General features: G+C 39.7%; 19 protein-coding genes and 1 tRNA gene. 11 read left to right on the top strand and 9 right to left on the bottom strand.

The window, feature by feature from the left end; all coding sequences use genetic code 11:
- Window positions 1–265 precede the first annotated feature (265 nt).
- Together A9500_RS02145 and A9500_RS02140 are read right to left on the bottom strand one after the other, a co-directional pair.
- On the bottom strand, window positions 266–1,480 hold the full coding sequence (locus tag A9500_RS02145) for a tyrosine-type recombinase/integrase (RefSeq protein ID WP_083180237.1): 1,215 nt from the start codon (window positions 1,478–1,480) through the stop codon (window positions 266–268).
- Window positions 1,481–1,677: 197 nt separating this feature from the next.
- Window positions 1,678–1,767, bottom strand: a tRNA-Ser gene (locus A9500_RS02140).
- Between the two features lie 124 nt (window positions 1,768–1,891).
- Between A9500_RS02140 and dauA the strand changes: the two genes are divergently transcribed.
- The 6 genes from dauA to A9500_RS02110 all read left to right on the top strand — a co-directional run bounded on the left by dauA (window position 1,892) and on the right by A9500_RS02110 (window position 7,876).
- Complete coding sequence (gene dauA, locus A9500_RS02135; protein WP_065243726.1) at window positions 1,892–3,634, top strand: C4-dicarboxylic acid transporter DauA; 1,743 nt, start codon at window positions 1,892–1,894, stop codon at window positions 3,632–3,634.
- Between the two features lie 62 nt (window positions 3,635–3,696).
- Window positions 3,697–4,413, top strand: a complete 717-nt coding sequence (gene rph, locus A9500_RS02130) for a ribonuclease PH (protein ID WP_049365314.1) — start codon at window positions 3,697–3,699, stop codon at window positions 4,411–4,413.
- A gap of 9 nt (window positions 4,414–4,422) precedes the next feature.
- A complete protein-coding gene (gene pyrE, locus A9500_RS02125; RefSeq protein ID WP_065243725.1) occupies window positions 4,423–5,064 on the top strand; it encodes an orotate phosphoribosyltransferase in 642 nt (213 codons plus the stop codon).
- Window positions 5,065–5,172: 108 nt separating this feature from the next.
- Window positions 5,173–6,039, top strand: coding sequence for a co-chaperone DjlA (djlA, locus tag A9500_RS02120; protein ID WP_049363344.1), 867 nt, complete (start codon window positions 5,173–5,175; stop codon window positions 6,037–6,039).
- Window positions 6,039–6,971, top strand: a complete 933-nt coding sequence (gene dusC, locus A9500_RS02115) for a tRNA dihydrouridine(16) synthase DusC (protein ID WP_065243724.1) — start codon at window positions 6,039–6,041, stop codon at window positions 6,969–6,971. Before djlA ends, dusC begins: the two co-directional genes overlap by 1 nt.
- Before the next feature lie 152 nt (window positions 6,972–7,123).
- Window positions 7,124–7,876 carry a carbonic anhydrase gene (locus A9500_RS02110; protein WP_065243723.1) on the top strand — a complete coding sequence of 251 codons (753 nt, stop codon included), beginning with the start codon at window positions 7,124–7,126 and terminating at the stop codon, window positions 7,874–7,876.
- A 52-nt stretch (window positions 7,877–7,928) separates the two neighbouring features.
- Here A9500_RS02110 and dapF read toward each other — a convergent pair whose 3' ends face one another.
- Together dapF and lexA are read right to left on the bottom strand one after the other, a co-directional pair.
- Window positions 7,929–8,753: a diaminopimelate epimerase gene (gene dapF, locus A9500_RS02105; RefSeq protein WP_065243722.1), complete on the bottom strand. Its 825-nt coding sequence runs from the start codon at window positions 8,751–8,753 to the stop codon at window positions 7,929–7,931.
- Window positions 8,754–8,874: 121 nt separating this feature from the next.
- Entirely contained in the window at window positions 8,875–9,501 is a 627-nt protein-coding gene (gene lexA, locus A9500_RS02100) for a transcriptional repressor LexA (RefSeq protein WP_005698192.1), read from the bottom strand.
- Between the two features lie 218 nt (window positions 9,502–9,719).
- Here lexA and plsB point away from each other — a divergent pair, with 218 nt between their 5' ends.
- A complete protein-coding gene (gene plsB / locus A9500_RS02095) occupies window positions 9,720–12,176 on the top strand; it encodes a glycerol-3-phosphate 1-O-acyltransferase PlsB (RefSeq protein WP_065243721.1) in 2,457 nt (818 codons plus the stop codon).
- 60 nt (window positions 12,177–12,236) lie between these two features.
- On the opposite strand, the gene A9500_RS02090 is transcribed toward plsB, so the two are convergent.
- The 3 genes from A9500_RS02090 to A9500_RS02080 form a co-directional block, all read right to left on the bottom strand.
- Window positions 12,237–13,622: a DASS family sodium-coupled anion symporter gene (locus tag A9500_RS02090; protein ID WP_065243720.1), complete on the bottom strand. Its 1,386-nt coding sequence runs from the start codon at window positions 13,620–13,622 to the stop codon at window positions 12,237–12,239.
- A 163-nt stretch (window positions 13,623–13,785) separates the two neighbouring features.
- Window positions 13,786–14,286 (bottom strand): ribonuclease E activity regulator RraA, encoded by a 501-nt coding sequence (gene rraA, locus A9500_RS02085; protein WP_065243719.1) that lies wholly within the window; start codon window positions 14,284–14,286, stop codon window positions 13,786–13,788.
- Window positions 14,287–14,331: 45 nt separating this feature from the next.
- A complete protein-coding gene (locus A9500_RS02080; RefSeq protein ID WP_065243718.1) occupies window positions 14,332–15,243 on the bottom strand; it encodes a 1,4-dihydroxy-2-naphthoate polyprenyltransferase in 912 nt (303 codons plus the stop codon).
- A gap of 61 nt (window positions 15,244–15,304) precedes the next feature.
- Between A9500_RS02080 and tsaA the strand changes: the two genes are divergently transcribed.
- On the top strand, window positions 15,305–16,042 hold the full coding sequence (gene tsaA / locus A9500_RS02075; RefSeq protein WP_065243717.1) for a tRNA (N6-threonylcarbamoyladenosine(37)-N6)-methyltransferase TrmO: 738 nt from the start codon (window positions 15,305–15,307) through the stop codon (window positions 16,040–16,042).
- A gap of 36 nt (window positions 16,043–16,078) precedes the next feature.
- On the opposite strand, the gene A9500_RS02070 is transcribed toward tsaA, so the two are convergent.
- Window positions 16,079–17,125: an AI-2E family transporter gene (locus A9500_RS02070; protein WP_065243716.1), complete on the bottom strand. Its 1,047-nt coding sequence runs from the start codon at window positions 17,123–17,125 to the stop codon at window positions 16,079–16,081.
- A 94-nt stretch (window positions 17,126–17,219) separates the two neighbouring features.
- Here A9500_RS02070 and arsC point away from each other — a divergent pair, with 94 nt between their 5' ends.
- From arsC to A9500_RS02055, 3 genes are all read left to right on the top strand, one after another.
- Window positions 17,220–17,570, top strand: a complete 351-nt coding sequence (gene arsC / locus A9500_RS02065; protein ID WP_049356048.1) for an arsenate reductase (glutaredoxin) — start codon at window positions 17,220–17,222, stop codon at window positions 17,568–17,570.
- A 65-nt stretch (window positions 17,571–17,635) separates the two neighbouring features.
- On the top strand, window positions 17,636–17,890 hold the full coding sequence (locus A9500_RS02060) for an alternative ribosome-rescue factor A (protein WP_049365298.1): 255 nt from the start codon (window positions 17,636–17,638) through the stop codon (window positions 17,888–17,890).
- A 25-nt stretch (window positions 17,891–17,915) separates the two neighbouring features.
- A complete protein-coding gene (locus A9500_RS02055) occupies window positions 17,916–18,212 on the top strand; it encodes a DUF5377 family protein (RefSeq protein ID WP_049371484.1) in 297 nt (98 codons plus the stop codon).
- A 53-nt stretch (window positions 18,213–18,265) separates the two neighbouring features.
- On the opposite strand, the gene A9500_RS02050 is transcribed toward A9500_RS02055, so the two are convergent.
- Window positions 18,266–18,616, bottom strand: a 351-nt coding sequence (locus A9500_RS02050) for an IS3 family transposase (RefSeq protein ID WP_218836887.1), incomplete at its 5' end; no start/stop codon positions are given.

Raw genomic sequence — 18,616 nt, 5'->3', positions numbered from 1 at the left:
ATTGTAGGCTTGTTCTTTTGATACAATAAACGCATAAAAGAACAGTAACAGCAAGGCTTCATCAATGATTAAACAGGTTTTAACTTATTTCTTTGCGCTAGGTATAGCTATAAGTTCTGTGAATCCAGCTATTGCAGCACAGAAAAAGAAGATAAAGCAAAAGGTAATCCTAAAGAAAAGTACATTGAGCCAATCTATTATGATGAGTACGAAGATGAAGACGAATGCGAGGAAGAATAAAGGGCGGTTACCCGCCCTTGTTGGTTTATCCTGCTTTCATCGCTTCTAGTTTACATTGCTCTACATAATCGCCCCAACATTGCATAATAGCTTGTCTTGATTTCCACTTCTTCGATTTATCGTAGGCTTTACGGACTTTTCCCCTATTTTCATGAGATAAACATAATTCAATCGCTTCTGATGAGAAGCGGTCTAATTCATGCAAATAAGTGCTTGCGATACTACGCAAACCATGCGCAACCAATAAATCCTTAAATCCCATTCGCTTCAAGGCTACATTTGCAGCCCCGCTATTCATCGGTTTATTAAAAGGTGCTATGCGTGAACAAAACACATATTTACGATTTCCAGTATAACGGCGCATTTGATCTAGCACATTCAAGGCTTGAGAAGAAAGCGGTATACTGTGCGGTCGTTTACCGCCTTTCATTCGTTCAGCTGGAATATGTAGGGCTTTCGCTTCCCAGTCAATATCAGCCCATTCAATGCTAACCGCCTCAGAACTACGCAAAATGCTTAATAATTGCCATTCGATTAAAAGTGAGGTTGGTTTCTTCAAATCTGCGCCTTGCAATACTCTAAATAAACGTGGCAAGTCTTCTGGTGCAAGTGTCGGGTGATTCTTAGTTTCAATGTAAGTAAATTCATCATGAATTTTTCTAAACGGATTCTTAACAATCAAATCTTCATCCTCTGCCATTCTGAAAATCTGATTAATCGCAATGTTTATTTTGTAAAGTGTATTTGAGTTTTTTAACGGTGAAAGCGCGGGTTCAAAGGTTTTCAAATTTGCTTCATCAATCGGCAAATTCCCGATCTTTGAGAACAAATGGAGTTCTACACGGCGAAAGGACTCATTAATTGTCTGAGCTTTGAATTTGCCTTGTTTTAAGCGTTTATCTCGCCATTTCTCTGCCATTTCTGAAAAGGTGAGTTTATTTTCCTCTACTGGGTTTTGTAATGTTTTCCGATAAGCAAGCGGATCAATATTTCTATAAATAAGCCCTTTATATTCTTTCACCATTTCACGGGCAAAAATTAAAGAAAGTGTCGGATATTCTCCTAAGCTCATTTTCTTATATTTACCAGTAAAAGAATAAACAAAGTAAAAGGTTTTCGTTTTATTTGGTTTTACCCTAATCATTAAGCCAGATTCTTTGCCATCGTGCTTGGTGTATTCTTTAGCTTTGGGTTTTAGTGACTGTAAAAAAGTGTCTGTGAATGGTTTATTTAATTTCATGATAAAAGCCTTTGTTTGATTAAAACTTAGCCGTTTTAATTCCCTCGAAAAACGCCCCAAAAGTGAGGGAGTAAATTAGGGAGTTAAAAACGGAAACAAAGACAAACATAGACCAACGAAAGAAACAGATTAGATATAACTAAATTATTGTTTTTACGTTGTTTTTTGACAAGAAAGACATTATTTGACAGGGTTCATGGCGGTGAGAGGGGGATTCGAACCCCCGATGCACTTTCGCACATACACGCTTTCCAGGCGTGCTCCTTCAACCACTCGGACATCTCACCGTTTTGAAGTGCGTGAAATATAAAGATTTATCTAAGATTAGTCAAGTTTTTTGAGCTAGAACATAAAAAATCCTATTCCTTTTAGCTAAAATATAAACTTATTCCTTTTTATTGTCGTATTTTTATGCAAATCAAATCTCTCTTTTCTAAAAATGTGTTTCTGGCTGTAAAACCATTTAGCGCATTGAAAGAATCTTTCCGTGAAGGTTACGGAAAACAAAAATTGATTAAAGATATTATCGCGGGGCTCACCGTGGGAGTCATTGCGATTCCCCTATCCATGGCCTTAGCGATCGCCAGCGGTGTTCCACCACAACATGGTCTTTATACGGCTATCGTGGCTGGTATCGTGATTGCGTTAACCGGTGGATCTCGTTTTAATATTTCAGGACCAACCGCGGCATTTGTCGTGATTTTATATCCCGTCACCCAAAAATTTGGACTCAGTGGTTTGCTCATGGCAACGCTACTTTCGGGGATTATTTTAGTCATCATGGCCTTGTCTCGATTAGGACGACTAATTGAGTACATTCCTCTCCCCGTTACACTGGGCTTTACCTGCGGGATTGGCATTACCATCGGTACATTACAAATCAAAGATTTCTTAGGTTTAGATATTGCCCAAATGCCATCTCACTATATTGAAAAAGTACAGGCTATTTTGACCGCACTTCCGACGATTAGCTGGGCTGATACCGCTGTTGGTGTCGTCACCTTATTTGTGCTCACACAATGGCACAAACTTCGTTTACCTGTGCCTGGTCATTTACCTGCTGTGATTATTGGTACACTGATGGCATTAGCTTTAGGGCAATTTGGTTTCTCGGTTGAAACTATTGGTACGGCGTTCCACTACACCTTAGCGGATGGCACAATGGGAAATGGCATCCCTAATGTCTTGCCTGAATTTGCCTTGCCTTGGAATATTCCAAACGCGCAGGGTGAAATCATCAATTGGAATTTTGATCGCATACAGACGCTCTTACCTGCAGCCTTTTCAATGGCAGTATTAGGTGCGATTGAATCACTACTTTGTGCGGTCATTTTAGATAACATGACTGACACTAAACATCGCTCCAATAATGAACTGCTTGCTCAGGGTTTAGGTAATATTGTTTCGCCATTCTTAGGCGGGATTACTGCAACCGCAGCCATTGCGCGCTCAGCAGCTAATGTGAAATCGGGTGCGGTATCACCAATATCTAGTGTTGTTCATGCACTCTTGGTCTTATTCTCACTGTTATTCTTTGCGAATGCCCTGTCTTACTTGCCACTTTCTTCCATGGCCGCATTGTTGTTAATGGTGGCTTGGCATATGGCGAACGTGCCTGAAATTATTCGTTTGGCGCGTCGTTCCACACAAAATGAAATTGCGGTGTTGTTCACTTGCCTAATTCTCACTGTATTATTCGATATGGTGATTGCCATCTCAGTTGGCGTATTATTGGCGAGTCTCTTGTTTATCCGCACCATTGCGGAAATGACAAAAGCTATTGAGCAACCTGCACCAGAAGATCTGAATGATGTGTTAGCTTATCGTATCAGTGGCCCATTGTTCTTTGCGGCGGCAGATAAACTCTTTGCGGATTTGCACGATAAAACCGTACATACGGATCACGAGATCAAACATATTGTATTGCAATGCGATGCCGTGACCGTGCTCGATACTGGGGGCATTCATGCACTCACTCACTTTGTACAACATATGTTGCCACATCAACAAATCTACTTGTGCAATATGCAGTTCCAACCACTCAGAATGTTAGTGAAATCAAACTCGGTACCGGAATTGCAAAAAATCAACTACGGCTCAGATTTACAAGATGTCTTTAATAAAATTCGTGAGTTTGAACAAGCAAATCCATAAAACAGTGAAAAGCGTGCTAAAATAGGCACGCTTTTTTATCAATAAAAATAAAGGAATTCAGAATGCGTCCAAATAATCGTGAAAATCATCAATCTCGCCCAATTAAAATCACCCGTAATTACACGAAACATGCTGAAGGCTCAGTATTAGTAGAATTTGGTGATACTAAAGTATTGTGTACGGCGAGTGTTGATGAAAGCGTACCGCGTTTCTTAAAAGGACAAAATCAAGGTTGGGTGACAGCAGAATATGGCATGTTACCACGCTCGACACACAGCCGTATGCAACGTGAAGCCGCAAAAGGCAAACAAGGTGGACGTACTATGGAAATTCAACGCTTAATCGCACGTTCATTGCGTGCAATGGTTGACTTAGAAGCCCTTGGTGAACGTTCTATTACCTTAGACTGCGATGTGATTCAAGCGGATGGCGGTACAAGAACTGCTTCTATCACTGGTGCAGCAGTGGCTTTATGTGATGCTATCAACGGTTTAATCGCTAACGGCACATTAAAAACCAATCCAATCAAAGGTCTGGTTGCTGCAATTTCGGTTGGAATTGTTGAAGGTGAAGCCGTGTGTGATTTGGAATATGTGGAAGATTCAGCCGCTGAAACAGACATGAACGTTGTGATGATGGAAGATGGCCGCATGATCGAAGTGCAAGGTACTGCAGAAGGTGAACCATTCAGCCACGAAGAATTACTCACCTTATTGGGCTTAGCAAAACAAGGCTGCGAACAAATCTTCGCTGCACAACGTGAAGCATTAGGTTTATAGGAACAAAAAATGGAAAGCTACAAAATCGAATTTATTAAATTCGCGCTGAGCCGCCAAGTGCTCAAATTTGGTGAATTTACCCTAAAATCAGGTCGAAAAAGTCCTTATTTTTTCAATGCCGGATTGTTTAGTACTGGCGCAGATCTTGCTCGCTTAGGTGAATACTACGCGAAAGCAATTCAATCAAGTGCGGTCGATTTTGATGTCATTTTTGGACCTGCCTATAAAGGTATTCCGATTGCGACGAGCGTTTCCATTGCACTATTCAATCAATTTAATCGTGATACACCTGTTTGCTTTAATCGCAAAGAAGCGAAAGATCACGGTGAAGGTGGTAATTTGATCGGTAGCCCATTAGCCGGAAATGTGTTGTTAGTCGATGATGTGATCACCGCAGGCACTGCTATTCGTGAATCCATGGCGCTTCTTGAAGCCAACAATACCAAATTAGCCGCCGTATTTATTGCATTAAACCGTCAGGAAAAAGGCAAAGGCGAGCTTTCCGCCATTCAAGAAGTGGAACGAGACTATCAGTGCCAAGTCCTTTCTATTATTGATTTCGATGATTTAATGCAATTCATTGAAAACGAAGCCGATTATCAGCAATATTTGCCAGCGATGCGTGCTTATCGTGAAAGTTATGGTGTGTAATTCATTACTTGAAAAATAAGAATAAAGCCATATTAATGTAAGGGCAGACATTTGCGTCTGCCCATTATTATCAATAAGACCTTTTTGACCGCACTTTAGGGGAAGAGAATGTATTTTTTTGGAAAGATTATCGGCGTTTTTCTCGGTTTTAAATGGGGTGGTTTTTTCGGTGCCATCGCAGGACTCATTTTAGGTTCAATCGCAGATAAAAAACTCTATGAGCTTGGTTCGGTTAACTCTAGCTTTTTTAAGAAAAAAACGACCCGACAAGCGCTTTTCATGCAAACGACTTTTGCGGTACTTGGACATTTAAGTAAATCCAAAGGTCGAGTAACAGAAGAAGATATTCAACTGGCAAATCAATTGATGAACCAGATGCAATTAGATGAGAGTCATCGCAAACTTGCTCAAGAGGCATTTAGTCGAGGTAAAGCAACAGATTTCCCACTACGTCAGGTGATTCGCGAATTCCGCATTGGATGTGGACAACGGGCTGATTTACTGAGAATGTTCTTGCACGTACAAGTGCAAGCCGCATTTGCTGATTCTCAATTACATGACTCAGAAAAAGAAGTGCTTTATGTGGTGGCTGAAGAGCTTGGTCTTTCCCGTATGCAGTTTGAGCAAATGCTCGCAATGGAAATTGCGGCTCGTCAATTTACCCAAGGTGGATTCTATCGCCAATACCAACAAGGCGGTTATCAACAGCAAGGTGGCTACCAATACCAACAACAGGGCGGATACCAACAATCTTCAGGACCTACATTAAGTGATGCTTATAAAGTATTGGGCGTGAGTGAAAGTGACGATCGCAATGCTGTAAAACGTGCATATCGTCGTTTAATGAATGAGCATCATCCGGATAAATTAGTGGCTAAAGGCTTACCGCCAGAAATGATGGAAATGGCCAAAGAAAAAGCGCAACAAATCCAAGCCGCTTACGATTTAATTTGTAAAGTGAAAGGCTGGAAATAGTGCGTGTTATCCTCGCCCCCATGCAAGGGGTCCTTGATCCTTTCGTTCGTCAGCTTTTAACCGAAGTGAATGAATATGATCTCTGCATCACCGAATTTGTCCGCGTGGTGGATCAACTCTTACCTGAAAAAGTCTTTTATCGTCTTTGTCCTGAACTCAAAAATCAGGGCTTTACCCCTTCTAAAACACCCGTTCGCGTCCAACTTTTAGGTCAACATCCTAACTGTCTTGCTGAAAATGCCCATCGTGCCATTGAGCTAGGCTCACATGGTATTGATTTGAATTGCGGCTGCCCATCCAAAACCGTTAATGGCAGTAACGGAGGCGCAGCTCTACTCAAACAACCTGAATTAATTTATCAAGCGACTCTAGCCTTACGAAAAACCGTACCTAGTCATTTACCTGTCAGTGTGAAAGTGCGATTAGGTTGGGATTGTACTTCACAAGCTTTTGAAATTGCCGACGCAGTACAACAAGGTGGCGCCACTGAAATCACCATTCACGGCAGAACCAAAGCCGATGGCTATCGTGCTGATCGCATCAATTGGGAGAAAATCGGTGAAGTGAGATCTCGCTTAACAATCCCAGTAATTGCTAATGGTGAAATTTGGCGTTGGGAAGATGGTCAAGCATGTTTGAAAGCGGCAGGTTGCAAAGATCTAATGGTCGGGCGTGGTGCATTAAATATCCCAAACTTAAGCCTTGTACTTAAACAAAATTGCGAAAAAATGCCTTGGGCGGATATTCAAAAAATCTTACAAAAATATGCAGAAATGGAAAACTTCCATGATTCTGGTTTTTATCATGTTGCCCGCATCAAACAATGGCTACGCTATCTCAATAAAGAATATCCTGAAGCGGATATCGTTTTTGAACGAATTAAAACCAGCAAAACTGCAGAAGATCTGAAAGAAAGACTCTGTCAGGGCTAAAAAAGTGCGGTCGAAATAGACGGTTTTTTTAGCATTTTATCACTCGTACGATGAGTTCAACACCCAAACAAAACTTGACCAAAATCAAAAAGTTATCATACAGAACAAGTAGAATCAATGAGGCATATACCACAAAAAAGGAGAGGTGCCTTATGAAGATTCGTCTATTGCTTTCTAGCTTACTTATCGCATTAAGTGCAACATCATTTGCCCAAACGCATAAAGCACATTGGTCTTATAATGGGAAAGAAAGCCCTGAACATTGGGGTGATTTGCTCACCGAGTATCAAACCTGTAAGCTAGGGAAGGTTCAGTCGCCTGTTAATCTCGAAGCTGATAACGGAATGAAAGTAGCAAATAAACCACTTAAGATGAATTACTTCCCTGCGGAGTATCAAGTGGAAAACAATGGACATACCGTGCAAGTCAGTGTTGCACAAGAAAATGCCCCATTTATTACGCTCAACAATAAACCATTTTATTTAAAACAATTTCACTTTCACACACCAAGTGAGCATACCTTTAAACGCCAACATTATCCTTTAGAAATTCATTTTGTCCATCAAAGTGAAGATAAAGCCTTGGCGGTTGTTGCCGTGATGGTCAATGAAGGCGAAGCTAATCCAGCATTAGCACCAGTCGTTGAGAAAAAATTCACCTTTGGACAAAAAGAAAAATTGGCTCAACCACTTGATATTCAAGCACTAATGCCAAAAGAGATGGCACGCTTCCGCTTAAATGGATCACTCACTACTCCACCTTGTAGTGAAAACGTGGCTTGGACCATTTTTAAAGCACCAATTCAAGCAAGTAAAGCACAAATTGCCACGATAGAAGAGATGGAAGGGAAAAACAACCGCCCAACGCAACCATTAAATCAACGTGACATGGAAGTTGAACAATAAGTAAAAAATGTGTGGATCGTATCCACGCATTTTTTATTCAGATTAGAAGAGATTAAAGGTGAATATTACCATCATAGATATGAGTCGCCTCACCCGTCATATAAAGCGCTGAGTCTACGCCTTCCCACTCAATAAACAAGCTACCACCAGGTAGATCAACTTGCACTTTACTATCAAGTAAACCTTGCATAATTCCTACCGCAGCTGCAGCACAAGCACCACTGCCACACGCTTGCGTTTCACCTGCACCACGTTCATATACACGCAATTTAATGTGGTTACGATTGACGACTTGCATAAATCCTGCGTTTACCCTTTCCGGAAAACGTTCGTGATTTTCTAATAATGGACCTAACTCTGCAACATTGGCTGTTTCAATATCGTCCACTTGAACAACACAATGTGGATTGCCCATTGATACTGCACCACAAAGCACTGTTTGAACATCGGTACGTAAAATATAGTTTTTTTCAAATTTGTTTGCAGTAAAAGGAATTTTATTGGGTTCCCAAATCGGCTCGCCCATATTGACACGAATTTGCCCATCTTCTTTTACCGTTAAAACCATTTTTCCTTTTTGCGTGCTTACTGCAATATCCTTTTTATTGGTCAGCCCTTTTAAGGTGACAAAACGCGCAAAACATCTTGCTCCATTTCCACATTGCGACACTTCACTACCATCTGCATTAAAAATACGATAATGGAAATCTAAATCTGGATCATAAGGTGGCTCAACAATTAAAAGCTGATCAAAACCAATTCCACGATGACGATCGGCTAAGCGTTTAATGGTTTCAGGGGTAAAATAGGCATTTTGTGTCACAGCATCAACAACAACAAAGTCATTGCCAAGGCCATGCATTTTGGAAAACTGCATGTTTCCTTCCTTGATTTGAAAATTTTTTGGCATTATAGAGAGCAATAAACCGAATGGCAAATAGCCAGAATAGACAAAGTGCGGTCAAAAAACACTTTATTTTCTCACCGCACTTTCATCATTACATCCAAGCGTTATTACGAATGATCCCTACTGCAATCCCTTCAATTTCAAAATGAGGCTGTTCTTCAAGATTAACGACAATTGGCTGAAACTCTTCATTTTCTGCATGCAGATAAATAACTGAGCCTTTGCGTTCTAAGCGTTTTACTGTCACTTCATCTTCAATTCGGGCAACAACAATCTGTCCATTTCGCACATCTTTTGTGCTATGTACGGCAAGAAGATCGCCATCTAAAATACCGATATCTTTCATAGATTGGCCATATACTTTTAATAAGAAATCAGCTTGTGGTTTGAACATATTAGCATCAACACGATAAGTGCCTTCAATATGTTGCTCGGCTAAAATTGGTTCCCCTGCAGCTACGCGACCGATGAGCGGTAAGCCCTCTTCTTCCTCATCATTAGCACTATCATCAATAATGCGAATACCGCGAGAAGCTCCCGCAACAATTTCAATTGCACCTTTACGAGCAAGCGCTTTTAAATGTTCTTCTGCCGCATTAGGGGATTTAAAGCCTAATTCACGAGAAATTTCTGCACGAGTTGGCGGCATACCCGTGGTTTCTAAATGGCGTTTTAAGAGTTCCAGCACTTCTTGTTGTCTGGCAGTTAATGGTCTCATATACACTCCTGTTACTTTATACAGAATGACTGTTAGTATATACAGAAAGATGACGATTGCAACAACTATTTTCTAGCGATAAAAGTGCGGTCAATTTTTTTCATATTTTTGACTGCTCATCATAAATCACAAATGTAAATTTTTAGAATTTGACTGGTCGAATGTGTTAAAATGCCCGACAATACCTAGAAATGTCTAACAAAAAGAGAATATTAATTATGTCTGGCATCGTAAGTACTTATCGTAAATTATTAGAATTACCGCTTTCGGTTTTAGTAAAAAATAATCCTATTCCCGCTCAACCCATCGAAGAGCTTCAACTCAATATCAATCAACCTATTCTTTATGTTTTACCTTATACCTCTCAAACTGACTTCGTGATTTTCCGTCGTAACTGTTTGAGTGTAGGTTTGCCTGATCCGGCTGAAAAGAATGTGATTGATGGCGTAGCATTACCACGTTATGTCTATCTAGATGAAGGTCGCCGCTTTTTTAAATCAAAAGGCGCAAAAGATGAAACCGCCAAAGTCTTCAATAAATACTTAGAATTGCACCGTGATGCAGCCGATTTAGATGTACAACTCATTCCTGTTTCTGTGCTTTGGGGACGTTCACCAGGTAAGGAAGATAAAGCAAAATTACCCAATCTGCGTTTATTAAATGGTCTTCAAAAAACCTTTGCGGCAATTTGGTTTGGACGTGACACCTTTGTACGTTTTTCTCAAGCGCTTTCTTTGCGTTACATGGTAAATGAGCACGGTTCAGATGAAAAAATTGCGCAAAAACTGGCTCGCGTTGCCAAAATGCACTTTGCTAAACAACGTATTTCCGCGACAGGGCCTCGTTTGCCAAACCGCGAAGCGATGTTTAATAAACTACTAAATTCCCAAGCAATCCAAAATGCCATTGAAGATGAGGCAAAATCAAAAAATATCAGCCGCGAGAAGGCCTACGCTGAAGCCGAAAAAATTCTTCATGAAATTGCAGCAAATGTAAGCCATTCAAGCCTTCGTGCAGCGGATCGCTTCTTACGATGGTTATGGAACAAACTGTATTCCGGTATTGATGTACAAAATGCGGACCGTGTGCGTAAACTTGCGCTAGAAGGTCATGAGATTGTTTATGTGCCTTGTCACCGTAGTCACATTGACTATTTATTGCTTTCTTATGTGCTCTATCACCAAGGTCTTGTACCGCCACATATTGCAGCAGGGATCAACTTAAACTTCTGGCCAGCAGGTCCTTTATTCCGTAGCTGGGGGGCATTCTTTATTCGTCGTACGTTTAAAGGTAACCGCCTTTATTCTGCAATTTTCCGTGAGTATTTAGGGGAATTATTCCACCGCGGTTATTCCGTCGAATACTTCATTGAAGGTGGTCGTTCTCGTACAGGTCGCTTGCTTGCACCGAAAACCGGTATGATGTCGATGACGCTACAAGCACTTCAGCATAACCAGACTCGTCCTATTTCTGTGGTGCCCGTGTATATCGGTTATGAGCACGTGTTAGAAGTGGATACTTACGCGAAAGAATTACGCGGTGCCGCAAAAGAAAAAGAAAATGCCGGCTTAGTTTTACGTGTGATTAGAAAATTACGTAATTTAGGTCAAGGCTTTGTGAATTTCGGTGAGCCAATCACGCTTTCTAATTACCTCAATCACCATTATCCAGAATGGAAAGAACAACATCATGAAGATAAACCACACTGGTTTAACCATGCGGTTGGGGCTGTTTCTAATCAAGTAATGGTAAATATTAATAAAGCTGCGGCCGTCAATGCGATGAATTTAGTGGGGACCGCTCTACTCTCTTCTCGTCAGCGTGCACTTTCTCATGAGCAACTACTAGAACAACTCTCTAGTTATCAAGAAATGTTAAAGAATGTACCGTATTCTACTGATGTGGTACTCCCAACTGATACACCAAAAGCGATGCTTGACCACGTATTAAGCTTAGACCGTGTGGGTGTATTAGTTGAAAAAGATAACTTCGGGGAAATCATTCGTTTAGAACGTAATTCTGCCGTTCTCATGACGTATTACCGCAATAATATTCAACACTTATTTGTGTTGCCTTCACTTGTTGCGAGTGTCGTTTTACATTATGAAGCAATCCAAAAAGATTTATTATTGGATGCAGTACGTAAAATTTATCCATTCTTAAAAGGCGAACTCTTCCTTCATTTCACTGAAGAAGAATTAGATACACAAATTAAAGCCATTATTGATGAATTTGCGCGTCAAGAGGTTATCCAAGCCAATGATAATTTCTTATCTATCCACCGTTCTAAAGTTCGTATTTTACAACTTTGGTCTGCGGGTATGCGTGAAATCTTGCAACGCTACTACATTACAGTGAGCATTTTACGTAGAGACCCTGGAATTGCCCGTGGTTTACTAGAAAAAGAAAGCCAATTGGTAGCACAACGTCTTTCTGTATTACATGGTATTAATGCGCCAGAATTCTTTGATAAAGCAGTATTCTCAGCCTTCATTGCTCACTTGAAAGAAGAAGGCTATTTCGATGATGACAAAGAAAAATTACACGAGCTTGCAACAATCTTAGAGCATTTGATTTCTAGCGAGATTTGCTTAACGATCAATGGTGCTGCAGATAAAGCAGATGAAGTTGAGATTGAAGTAGAAGAAGAGGATAAATCAAATAAAGATGAATAATCTTTATTGACATAATAAAAGGGCGCGTTGGATATCCAACACGCCCTTTTCTTTATTTGATTAGTTCAACCAGAAATAATATCCGATTGTCGCGATAACTAATACACACACAATATTTAAGATAAATCCGGCTTTGATCATGTCACTTTGACGAACTTCACCTGTACCAAACACAATTGCATTTGGCGGTGTTGCTACCGGTAACATAAATGCACAAGATGCACCTAAACCGATAATTAACGCAAGACCAATTTCCGGCATACCGAGAGATTGTGCGATAGAAATAAAGATTGGCACTAATAACGCTGCACTCGCGGTATTGGAAGTAAATTCAGTTAAGAAAATAATGAAGGTTGCCACCAATAAACCAATGAGGTAGTAATGTTGTCCTTGAACTAAGAAGACAATACCGTCAGCTAACACTTTACTTGCGCCCGAATCTTTTAACACCGCACTCAAGGTTAAACCACCACCGAAAAGCATCAATACGCCCCAGTCAGTATTTTCTTGAATTTGTTTCCAATTTGCGACACCAGTAGAACAAATAACGACAGCAGCAAGTAATGCTACCACGCTATCAAAACTACCGATATTTTTGGCAAGACCAAATACACCTGAAATCATTGGATTAATATAGCTACTAAATACCCAGCAAAGTGCAATTACAGCAAAAATTACAAGCGTTAAAACGCGTTGGCCATTCATTTCAATACGTTCAAAGTTTTGCTCAAAACGTAAGTTAAGTTTTGGTTTAAATACAATGAAAAGTGTACCAACCATTAATGGCATCAAAATAATCATAATTGGCAAGCCATACCATAACCAATCTGAGAAGGTTAAATGTAAGTTACTTGCGACGATCGCATTTGGTGGACTACCCACTAATGTCCCCATACCACCAATACTCGCACTATATGCAATACCCAATAATACGAAAACATAAGTATTGTGTTCTTTTTCTTTATCAAGTTGGCTTAAGATCCCCATGGCTAAAGGTAACATCATTGCAGCTGTCGCAGTGTTACTCATCCACATAGAAAGGAAAGCAGTAATAGAGAAAAGGTACATCACAGCAACCAATAAATTACCACGAGCCATTGCCATGATTTTATTAGCAATCATCTTATCAAGCTTTTGCATATGCAAAGCAGTCGCTAAAGCAAATCCACCAAAGAATAAGAAAATGGTTGGATCCGCAAAGGCGACCAAGGCTTGCTTGGTTGTCACCAAATCAAGGGCAATCGCAAGTAATGGCACTAATAGCGCAGTAACCGTTACATGTAATGCTTCAGTTAACCAAAGGATCGCTACAAAGGCTAATAATGCTAAACCAGAATTTTCCTTAGGCGCGAAAGGTAAGGCTTTTAACAAAATAAAAAAACAGGCTATCGCCAGTAGAAAGATAATCCCACTTTTATAATTTTTTGTTGTGTTTGTTTCGTTCATGAGTCCCTCCAAACTGATTACAGATGAACTATTTGCGATGTTAAATGAATGTTACAAACTTTCAACTAACAAATGTTTAAAATGTGATCTTGTTCAAAAAAATTTTAACAAAAAAAGTGCGGTTATTTCTAACCGCACTTTAAAAAGGTCAATAATTTCAAAATTATTCTTCTTCGAAATCTTCTAAATCTAATGCTTCTTGTGAAAGAATAATACCTGTTAAATCAGCATAAATATAATCTTCAGGGAAGAACGTCACGCCACCGAAATTAACTGGCAGATCACTTTCACCATGATTATTTTCATCTGCGCCAACTGGAATTGGTGCAAGCGCATGAATACCAATATCAATATTTTCAAGCTGTTGAATTTGACGTACGGCACCATAAACAATAATACCCGCCCAGTCATTATCTGCTGCAAGTTGTGCAAGCTCTGCATCAATTAAAGCACGGCGTACTGCGCCACCACCATCAACGACAAGTACTCTGCCATTACCATTTTCTTCGAGAATTTCGGCAATTAATCCATTATTTTCAAAACATTTTACTGTCGTCACTTTGCCGTAGAAATTACTGACGCCACCAAAGCTAGAAAAAATTGGCTCAACCACATCTACTTGATCAGCATAAATATCACAAAGTTCTGAAGTATCGATATACATAATGTACCCCTTGTCGTTAAAAATTTTTCTCTAGTATAAGCCGATTTAGCCGATAAGCAAGCCTAAACTAAACAAGATATTGATAAATAAAGAAATCATTGACATCTGTGCTAACATCGGACGTAATACAGCAGGCTCTTTGCTGCGATAAACAAATAATGCATGTTTTAATAACAATGGAAATGCCAATAAAAATAAGAAATGCCAAGGACTAAATGCGGTTGATGCCGCAAATAGCACATAACATAAAGTGGCAACGCTTAATAAAACACAGTGATAAATACGTCCTTTCTTCGGTCCAATACGCACAACCAGAGTATTTTTCCCTACTTTCGCATCTTGCTCAATATCACGTAAATTATTGATATTTAAAACGGCTGTCGCCAATAAACCGGAGCCAAGAGCTGGTAACGTAATTAAGCTATCAATGCTATGAGTTTGTAGATAATAGGTTCCACCTACACCTAATAGTCCAAAAAAGAGCAACACTGACAGATCGCCTAAACCTAAATAACCATAAGGTTTAGCTCCTACGGTATAAGTAATGGCAGCAATAATGGCAAGAATACCCAAACCTGCAAAGGCCAATAAATCTGTGAGACTTTGATATGCGATACCAATTAAGAATGCGCCTGAAAAAAATGAACCCACCGCCATTAAAATTAAGCCCCATTTAAGCTCATTCGCAGAAATTGCACCTTGCTGAATACCGCGTAAAGGCCCAATACGTTCTTCGGTATCTGACCCTTTTTGATGATCGCCGTAATCATTAGCAAAGTTGGAAAGCACTTGCAATAAAATGGTGGTAAGCAAGCAAAGTAACATCACAGTGAGATTAAAACTTTCTTTATCCGCCCAATACGCCAATGCTGAGCCGGTAAAAATAGAAGCTAATGCCAAAGGCAAGGTTTTTGGGCGAGCGGTTTCCCACCACATTTTCAATTTACGATTTGTCATTTTTTTTGACCGCACTTTTGATTACAATAAAGGGCGTATTTTACACGGAAATTGCCTTTTTATGAATGATTTAACACTGACTCTTCACCCAATTGCGGTGATTCACACGCCTTACAAAGAAAAATTCTCGGTACCACGACAGCCGGATTTAGTACAGGATGGCATTGGTATTGTGGAACTGCTCCCCCCGTATAATTCGCCAGAGGCAGTGCGAGGCTTAGAGCAATTTAGCTATCTTTGGCTTATTTTCCAATTCGACAAAATACCCCATGGAAAATGGCAATCCACTGTTCGCCCCCCTCGTTTAGGCGGCAATCAACGTGTCGGTGTATTTGCTTCGCGCGCTACGCATCGCCCTAATCCTCTAGGTTTATCCAAAGTTGAATTACGCCAAGTGGAATGTATTCATGGACGTGTTTTTCTGCATTTGGGCTCCGTGGATCTTGTCGATGGCACACCTATTTTTGATATTAAGCCTTATATTGCCTATGCTGATAGTGAACCTGAGGCAAAGTCAAGTTTTGCGCAAGAAAAACCACCTGCAAAATTAAACGTAGAATTTACAGAAATCGCCCAAAGTGCGGTTGAAAAATATCACAAAAACCGACCGCACTTAGCGAGATTTATTACAGAAGTGATCGCACAAGATCCCCGCCCGGCTTATCAACAAGGTAAAGAAACCGATCGTATTTACGGTATTAGTCTGTACGAATTTAATATTAAATGGCGTATTAAAGCAGGGACAACAGACTGTGTGGAAATTTTGGATATCCAAAAATTAAAAGAACAAAAAAGCTGACTTTCGTCAGCTTTCTTTTTATCGTTTTAATTCTGTCTAATCCGGTAATGCATTCAGCACAGCTTTAACGAGCGTTGCCAACGGAATAGCGAAGAATACGCCCCAGAACCCCCATAATCCGCCGAAAATCAACACCGAAATAATGATTACTAAAGGATGTAAATTAACGACTTCAGAGAATAAATACGGCACCAACAAGTTTCCATCTAGAAGTTGACTCACCGCAAAGGCCACAATTAAATACCAAAACGTTGGGGAAATGCCAAACTGGAACATGGCGACTAAAGCAACGGGAATCGTCGCCAATACCGCACCAATATAAGGGACTAAGACAGAGAGACCTACGGCAACAGAAAGTAACAGCGGATAATTTAAACCAAAGCTTAAAAAGATAATATAAGTCACCACGCCAACAATCAAAATTTCTAACAATTTGCCATGAATATAATTCGCAATTTGTTGCTGCATCTCATTCCATACTTTAGACGCTAAAAGACGGTTTTTAGGCAAAAATCGGCTTACTCCAGCAAGAAGTTCTGTTTTATCTTTCAGCATAAAGAACATCATTAATGGCACTAAAAATGCATAGATACCCAGTGATACAAGGTTCATTAATGAAGTAATCGACAATTTCACCGCAGATTCACCAAAGCCCAAAATCTTCGCTCGAGCCGCACTAAAAAAGGTGTCAATCATGGTGTAATCGATGAGTTCAGGATAATGCTCAGGAAGGGCTAATAACCATTCATGTAACTTATTGAACATAGCTGGCAAATCGCTTAATAAGGAAATCGTTTGATTCCATAATGTTGGTACAAGCCCGAAGAAAATTAATAACGCTAAGGTTAGAAAGCCACCAAAAATAATTAACGTGGCGAGCATTCGGGGAAATTTTAATTTTTTCGTCAGGAAATTAATCGGCATTTCCAATAAATATGCTAATACAATGGCAATCAACAACGGAGCGATTAAATCACTAAAGAAATAAATTGCAATAAAGCCAAACAACAAAATGGCAAGTAGTCCCATCGCATGCGGATCGCTTAAGCGACGGCTATACCAATTTTTTAGCATTTCTAACATAAAGTCTTCCTAAACAAGTATTTTTTGTCATTATAAGTTAAAATTTAAATCAATCCTATATCCACTCATTCAACATAAAATAGAAGGAAACGTTATGTCTGTTAAGATTTATCATAATCCGCGCTGTTCAAAAAGCCGTGAAACCTTAGCTTTATTAGAAGAAAAAGGCATTCAACCAACTATCGAACTTTATTTGCAACAACACTACTCTGTTGAAGCATTACAGCAACTGGCTAATAAATTAGGATTAGATGATGTCAGAAAAATGATGCGTACCAAAGATGAGCTTTATCAATCATTAGGGTTAGATAATCCTGCATTAACTCATGATGATTTATTAAAAGCCATCAGTGAAAATTCAGCCTTATTAGAGCGCCCGATTGTGGTAAAAGGTGAAAAAGCCAAAATTGGACGACCGCCTGAAAGCGTACTCGCCATTTTGTAATTTTATTCATTTTCGCTATAATGACTTGCCGTGAAACACTTCACGGCAATTTTTTAGAGGTAAATATGACAAAAAAAACAAAAAGTGCGGTTGAAAATCAGCCCATTTATCAACACGCCAAAGGAGTCGTGAAAGATAATGCTGTGATGGCACTATTACACGACAAATTATTCCGCCAACGCGTTGAGAAAAAACGTAAAGGCAAAGGCAGTTACCAACGAAAAGCAAAATATGCGAGCAATTGGTTTGAAAAGCCCGATGATAAAGTTTTTGATTTCAGAAATTTTATCATCGGGTTTTTCGTTTCAATTTCAGTATAAAAAATAACAAACAGAGGAAGTCTATATGTCAATCAAAACAGAAGTTTTATTTAACAATACTTGGAATGTCCGTATCAGTGATCCGGGTGAAGAAGGGGCTCAAAGCCACTTTTTTGAAACCATTTATCTCACGCTCACGGCTTATTTTGAAGGCGAAAATGTGCGTTATGAATTTGTGCGTAAAGTAGAAGATCAAGTAAAAATCAAACGCTCATTTACGGAATTAAGTGAGTTATTCAAATTCTTGGGGGATTATTTGGATCCGGTTTCACTCGGTAACCTCGGCGTAAAAATGGGTAACTTAGGCGTGAAAGCTGAATAAATTTTTTCTAATAAAAAAGTGCGGTCAAATTGATCTGACCCCAAAAATCTGGACTATTCACATGAGGACTGACGACGATATTGTATCGGACTCAGTCCTTTTAATTTTAGTTGAATCCGTCGATGATTATAGTAATCCAAATAATCCCTTACCGCATTAACTATCTCCTCTCGCGTATTAAATTCCCGACTATAAAAGCATTCCGTTTTTAATCGTCCAAAGAAACTCTCCATCGCGGCATTATCCAAACAGTTTCCTTTCCTTGACATACTTTGTATGATGCCGTGCTCAGCAAGAATTTGACGATAAGCCGCCATCTGATATTGCCAGCCTTGGTCTGAATGTAAAATGCTACCACTTGTTTTATCTAATCGTTTAACCGCCAGCTTTAACATCTTCTCCAC

The sequence above is a fragment of the Haemophilus sp. CCUG 60358 genome (assembly GCF_001679485.1).
Taxonomy (GTDB): Bacteria; Pseudomonadota; Gammaproteobacteria; order Enterobacterales; family Pasteurellaceae; genus Haemophilus_D.
The sequence above is the reverse complement of the archived record's forward strand: the minus strand, read 5'-3'. Positions and strand labels throughout refer to the sequence as shown.

Excerpts from the sequence above, each read along its gene's own strand:
- A9500_RS02145 (WP_083180237.1), bottom strand. The coding sequence starts at position 1,480 with ATGAAATTAAATAAACCATTCACAGACACTTTTTTACAGTCACTAAAA.
- dauA (WP_065243726.1), top strand. The coding sequence starts at position 1,892 with ATGCAAATCAAATCTCTCTTTTCTAAAAATGTGTTTCTGGCTGTAAAA.
- rph (WP_049365314.1), top strand. The coding sequence starts at position 3,697 with ATGCGTCCAAATAATCGTGAAAATCATCAATCTCGCCCAATTAAAATC.
- pyrE (WP_065243725.1), top strand. The coding sequence starts at position 4,423 with ATGGAAAGCTACAAAATCGAATTTATTAAATTCGCGCTGAGCCGCCAA.
- djlA (WP_049363344.1), top strand. The coding sequence starts at position 5,173 with ATGTATTTTTTTGGAAAGATTATCGGCGTTTTTCTCGGTTTTAAATGG.
- A9500_RS02110 (WP_065243723.1), top strand. The coding sequence starts at position 7,124 with ATGAAGATTCGTCTATTGCTTTCTAGCTTACTTATCGCATTAAGTGCA.
- dapF (WP_065243722.1), bottom strand. The coding sequence starts at position 8,753 with ATGCAGTTTTCCAAAATGCATGGCCTTGGCAATGACTTTGTTGTTGTT.
- lexA (WP_005698192.1), bottom strand. The coding sequence starts at position 9,501 with ATGAGACCATTAACTGCCAGACAACAAGAAGTGCTGGAACTCTTAAAA.
- plsB (WP_065243721.1), top strand. The coding sequence starts at position 9,720 with ATGTCTGGCATCGTAAGTACTTATCGTAAATTATTAGAATTACCGCTT.
- A9500_RS02090 (WP_065243720.1), bottom strand. The coding sequence starts at position 13,622 with ATGAACGAAACAAACACAACAAAAAATTATAAAAGTGGGATTATCTTT.
- rraA (WP_065243719.1), bottom strand. The coding sequence starts at position 14,286 with ATGTATATCGATACTTCAGAACTTTGTGATATTTATGCTGATCAAGTA.
- A9500_RS02080 (WP_065243718.1), bottom strand. The coding sequence starts at position 15,243 with ATGACAAATCGTAAATTGAAAATGTGGTGGGAAACCGCTCGCCCAAAA.
- tsaA (WP_065243717.1), top strand. The coding sequence starts at position 15,305 with ATGAATGATTTAACACTGACTCTTCACCCAATTGCGGTGATTCACACG.
- A9500_RS02070 (WP_065243716.1), bottom strand. The coding sequence starts at position 17,125 with ATGTTAGAAATGCTAAAAAATTGGTATAGCCGTCGCTTAAGCGATCCG.
- arsC (WP_049356048.1), top strand. The coding sequence starts at position 17,220 with ATGTCTGTTAAGATTTATCATAATCCGCGCTGTTCAAAAAGCCGTGAA.
- A9500_RS02060 (WP_049365298.1), top strand. The coding sequence starts at position 17,636 with ATGACAAAAAAAACAAAAAGTGCGGTTGAAAATCAGCCCATTTATCAA.
- A9500_RS02055 (WP_049371484.1), top strand. The coding sequence starts at position 17,916 with ATGTCAATCAAAACAGAAGTTTTATTTAACAATACTTGGAATGTCCGT.